At 59.3% G+C, this 4,925-nt stretch carries 5 protein-coding genes; all 5 read left to right on the top strand.

The window, feature by feature from the left end; translation table 11 throughout:
- Positions 1–84 precede the first annotated feature (84 nt).
- On the top strand, positions 85–327 hold the full coding sequence (locus tag NDI87_RS16575) for an exodeoxyribonuclease VII small subunit (RefSeq protein WP_296276676.1): 243 nt from the start codon (positions 85–87) through the stop codon (positions 325–327).
- Complete coding sequence (locus tag NDI87_RS16570) at positions 324–1,277, top strand: polyprenyl synthetase family protein (RefSeq protein WP_296276675.1); 954 nt, start codon at positions 324–326, stop codon at positions 1,275–1,277. The genes NDI87_RS16575 and NDI87_RS16570 overlap by 4 nt, the downstream gene beginning before the upstream one ends.
- A gap of 31 nt (positions 1,278–1,308) precedes the next feature.
- Positions 1,309–3,177, top strand: coding sequence for a 1-deoxy-D-xylulose-5-phosphate synthase (dxs, locus tag NDI87_RS16565; RefSeq protein ID WP_296276678.1), 1,869 nt, complete (start codon positions 1,309–1,311; stop codon positions 3,175–3,177).
- A 138-nt stretch (positions 3,178–3,315) separates the two neighbouring features.
- Positions 3,316–4,401: a TRAP transporter substrate-binding protein gene (locus NDI87_RS16560; RefSeq protein WP_296276674.1), complete on the top strand. Its 1,086-nt coding sequence runs from the start codon at positions 3,316–3,318 to the stop codon at positions 4,399–4,401.
- Between the two features lie 248 nt (positions 4,402–4,649).
- On the top strand, positions 4,650–4,925 hold a 276-nt coding region (locus tag NDI87_RS16555; protein WP_296276673.1), incomplete at its 3' end, for a twin-arginine translocation signal domain-containing protein.

Here is a 4,925-nt window from a genome sequence, read left to right as displayed (position 1 = left end):
TTGTACCTTTGTGGCCGGGGTTGGCCAGTGGCTGGCAACAAAGCCTAAAATTACCATCTTTTGCTTCCGGGAGAGTTGCGTTTTATGGTTACTGCCGCCAAACACGGAGCCACCGCGCCCGCGCATTACGAGGCCGCGTTGCAGGAGCTTGAGCAACTGGTGGCCAGGCTGGAATCTGGCGACATGCCACTGGAGCAGCTTCTCACGCAATACCAGCGGGGTGCAGAATTGTTGAAGTTTTGTCGCGATCGGCTGGCCGCTGTCGAGCATCAAATCAAGGTGCTGGACCAGGGCACGCTCAAGACATGGGCCAGCGAAGCAGCATGAGCGACCACTTTGATTTGAATCAATGGTGTAACCAATACCTTGAGCGCGTGGAACAGGCGCTGGACAACTTGGTGAGTGTGGATGCCTCCGCTGATCTGGAGCATGCCGCGCCAGCCGAGCTGATGGGGGCCATGCGTTATGCTGTGCTGGATGGCGGCAAACGCTTGCGGCCCTTGCTGGTGTTTGCTGCTTTTGAGGCCGTCAGTAGCGACTTGATCCTGGCCAGCGTTCCCGTTCAGGCGTGTGATGCTGAAGCGGCCTTGCGTGCTGCTTGCGCCGTCGAACTGATCCATGCCTATTCCCTGGTGCACGATGACATGCCGTGTATGGACAACGACGTGTTGCGCCGCGGCAAACCTACCGTGCATGTGCAGTTTGGCTCAGCCAGCGCCTTGCTGGCAGGCGATGCGCTGCAGGCCCTGGCGTTTGAGTTGCTGACTCCCGATGCTTCTGTGGTGCCAGTCGGCCGTCAGGCCCGCTTGTGCCGCTTGCTGGCGCGCGCGGCGGGTTGTGCCGGCATGGCCGGCGGCCAGGCCATTGACCTCGCCAGTGTCGGGCGGGCCCTGACCGAGGACCAGTTGCGCGAAATGCACCAGCTTAAAACCGGCGCCCTGTTGCAGGCCAGCGTCATGATGGGCGTGGCTTGTGCTGACGCCACCGCGCAGGTTGTGCAAGCCCTGCAGGCCTATGGCGCGGCCATGGGCCTGGCGTTTCAGGTGGTTGACGACATTCTGGATGTCACCGCGGATTCAGCCACGCTGGGTAAAACGGCGGGCAAGGATCAGGCCCAGGACAAGCCTACTTATGTCTCGCTGATGGGGCTGGAGCCCGCCCGCCTGTATGCGCAGACCTTGTACGACCAGGCCATGGCGGCGTTGGCGTCCAGTGGTTTGCCGGATACGCGTGCGCTGCAGGGGCTGGCAAGCTTGATCGTGCAGCGTTCCAACTGATGCCAGCCCGTTGACAAAATTAGAGCCTATGTTGATGAATAACCCTTACCCCTTGTTGCAGACCATCCAGGCCCCGGCCGACCTGCGGCATTTGCAGCGCGAACAGCTCGACACCCTGGCCACCGAGCTGCGCGCCTTTTTGCTGGAAAGCGTGTCCAAAACCGGCGGCCACCTGAGCTCCAACCTGGGCACGGTCGAACTGACGGTGGCCTTGCATTACGTTTTCAACACGCCGTATGACCGGGTGGTCTGGGACGTGGGGCACCAGACCTATCCGCACAAAATCCTGACCGGGAGGCGTGAGCGCATGGCCACGTTGCGCCAGTTGGGTGGCTTGAGCGGCTTTCCGCAGCGTGCCGAGAGCGAATACGATGCCTTTGGCACGGCGCACTCCAGCACCTCGATCTCGGCTGCCCTGGGCATGGCCATGGCATCGCGCCTCAAGGGCGAAGACCGGCACGCGATAGCCGTCATCGGCGACGGCGCCATGACCGCCGGCATGGCCTTTGAGGCCATGAACAATGCCGGTGTCTCGGATTGCAATCTGCTGGTGATCCTGAACGACAACGACATGTCGATCAGTCCGCCGGTGGGCGCGCTCAACCGTTACCTGGCCAAGCTGCTCAGTGGCCAGTTTTATGCCGCCGCCAAAAGTGCCAGCAAAAACGTGCTGCGTGGCGCGCCACCGCTGCTGGAACTGGCGCGCCGTATTGAAGAGTCGGCCAAAGGCATCGTGAGCCGGGTTACCTTGTTCGAGAAATTTGGCTTCAACTACGTGGGACCGATTGATGGCCACGACGTGCAGACGCTGGTGTCGGTGCTGGAAAACATCAAGCACCTCAAGGGGCCGCAGTTTTTGCACGTGGTCACCAAAAAAGGTCAGGGCTACAAGCTGGCCGAGGCCGATCCGGTGGCCTATCACGGTCCGGGCAAATTTGACCCGGCGGTGGGCCTGCAAACATCAGCCGCCAGCAAAACCACCTTTACCCAGGTTTTTGGTGACTGGTTGTGCGACATGGCAGCCGCTGACGACCGGTTGGTGGGCATTACGCCGGCCATGCGCGAGGGCTCGGGCATGGTGGCCTTTGAGCAGCGCTTCCCGCACCGCTATTTTGATGTCGGCATTGCCGAACAGCACGCCGTCACATTTGCCGCCGGGCTGGCCTGTGAAGGCCTGAAGCCGGTGGTGGCGATTTATTCCACTTTTTTGCAGCGCGCCTATGACCAGTTGATCCACGACGTGGCCATCCAGAATCTGCCGGTGGTGTTTGCGCTGGACCGGGCCGGGCTGGTGGGGGCCGACGGCGCCACCCACGCCGGTGCTTATGACATTTCCTACCTGCGCTGCATTCCCAACATCAGCGTGGCCTGTCCGGCTGATGAAAACGAGTGCCGCCAGTTGCTCTGCACGGCATTCGCCCAAAACGCGCCGGTCGCCGTGCGTTACCCGCGCGGCGTGGGTGCGGGTGTGGCGGTGAACAGCACGCTCGACGCGCTGCCATTTGGCAAGGGTGAAATCCGCCGAACCGGCCAGCGTGTGGCCATTCTGGCCTTTGGCACGCTGTTGTATCCGGCACTCGAAGCGGCGCAGAGCCTGGATGCCACCGTGGTCAACATGCGCTGGGCCAAGCCGCTCGATGTGGACTTGCTGCTGCAGGTGGTGGCCAGCCACGAGGCCCTGGTCACATTGGAAGAGGGTGCCATCATGGGCGGCGCCGGCAGCGCTGTGCTGGAGGCATTGGCAGCAGCCGGCATTACCCGGCCCGTGCTGCAGCTGGGTTTGCCGGATGTTTTCATTGAACACGGAGACCCGGCCAGGTTGCTGGCGCTGCAGGGGCTGGATGGGCCTGGTATTGAGGCAGCTATTCGCACCCGCTTTGCGTTAACGCAAGGTTCTTGATGACGAGAGCTATTTATGAGGGTAAACCCACAGGTTTGCAGGTGCTTCGCTTCTTAGAATATCAGGTGACTCTTATTCGCCATGTTCATGTTTATTCGCATGAAGGCTTGTTCAATCCACTACAGCAGGAGTAAATCAATGGATCGTCGTTCGCTCATTAAAAACGCAGGCATCGCGGGTGTTTTGGCAGCAGGCGCTGCACCGGCCGTGCATGCCCAGGGGGCCAATGTGCGTTGGCGCCTGGCTTCGAGCTTTCCCAAGTCATTGGCCACCATTTATGGTAGCGCCGAGATGTTTGCCAAGACCATCAAGGCGCTGTCAGGCGGCAAGTTTGAAGTCTCGGTGCACGCCGCTGGCGAATTGATGCCCGCGTTTGGCGTGGTCGATGGCATCCAGAATGGCACCGTCGAAATGGCGCAGACGGCGTCCTATTATTTCACCGGCAAGGACCCCATTTTTGCCTTTGGCTGCGCCGTGCCTTTCGGCCTGACCGCGCGCCAGATGGACGCCTGGATGGAGCACGGCAACGGTCGCAAGCTGATGGACGATTTTTATGCCAAGTACAACATCAAGAGCCGCAGCGCGGGGAACACCGGCACGCAGATGGGCGGCTGGTACCGCAAGGAAATCAAGACGGTGAAAGACCTCAAGGGGCTGAAAATGCGCATGGGCGGCGGCTTGTTTGGCGAAGCCATGCAAAAGCTCGGTGTGGTGTCGCAGAACATGCCGGCCGGTGAGGTCTACCAGGCGCTTGAAAAAGGCACGCTGGACGCCACCGAGTTCGTCGGTCCTTACGATGACCAGAAACTGGGCTTCAACAAGGTGGCACCGTTCTACTACTATCCCGGCTGGTGGGAAGGTGGCGCAGAACTTGAATTTTTCATCAACACCAAGGCCTACGCGGCGCTGTCGCCTGAATACCAGGCGATGGTGGACGTTGCCACCGCCGTGGCTGCACGCGACATGACGGCCAAGTACGATGCGTTCAACCCGATTGCCTTGAAACAATTGGTTGCTGACAAGACGAAGCTCCGACCGTTTTCCAAAGACATCCTGGATGCTGGTTTCAAGGCTTCCATGGAAGTATTTGCCGAGCATGAAGCCAAGTCGCCTGAGTTCAAGAAAATTCATCAGGACATGCGCGCCTTCCAGCGCGACCAGCTGTTGTGGCTGCGTTTTTCCGAATTACGCTTTGACAACTACATGACGACAGCCAAGATTTAAACGCCGCATTCACAAGTTCCCCATGTCACGCCCCAAACAGCACACAAGGTGTTTTTTGGGGCGTTTTTGTTAGCAGTTCGCAGCATGCGAATTTTTTTGATTCAGGTTGAAAATTTGTGTGCCTCTGCATGAAGAAAATTTGAAACGGAGCGCTCGTCCCGTTCCTAAAATGCACTGTGATTCTTTGCAGTCATCGCGCCCTTTCAGTGCGTCGTGTTTTTTAAATTAACAATTTCAGGAGAAAAGAGATGGATCGTCGTTCCCTTATCAAACATGCCGGTATTGCCGGTGTCCTGGCGGCTGGCGCAGCGCCTGCTGTCCATGCGCAGGCCGCCCTGCGCTGGCGCCTGGCTTCGAGTTTTCCAAAATCACTCGATGTCTTGATCGGTGGAACCGAGCAATTCGCCAAGGAAGTCAGCGCCATGTCGGGTGGCAAGTTCACCATTTCTGTGCACACTGCCGGTGAGTTGATGCCTGCCTTTGGCGTTGTCGACGGCGTGCAGAACGGCACGGTGGAGTGTGCC

Origin of the sequence: Rhodoferax sp., assembly GCF_023701345.1 — a bacterium.
Lineage (GTDB): Bacteria > Pseudomonadota > Gammaproteobacteria > Burkholderiales > Burkholderiaceae_C > Rhodoferax.
The sequence above is the reverse complement of the archived record's forward strand: the minus strand, read 5'-3'. Positions and strand labels throughout refer to the sequence as shown.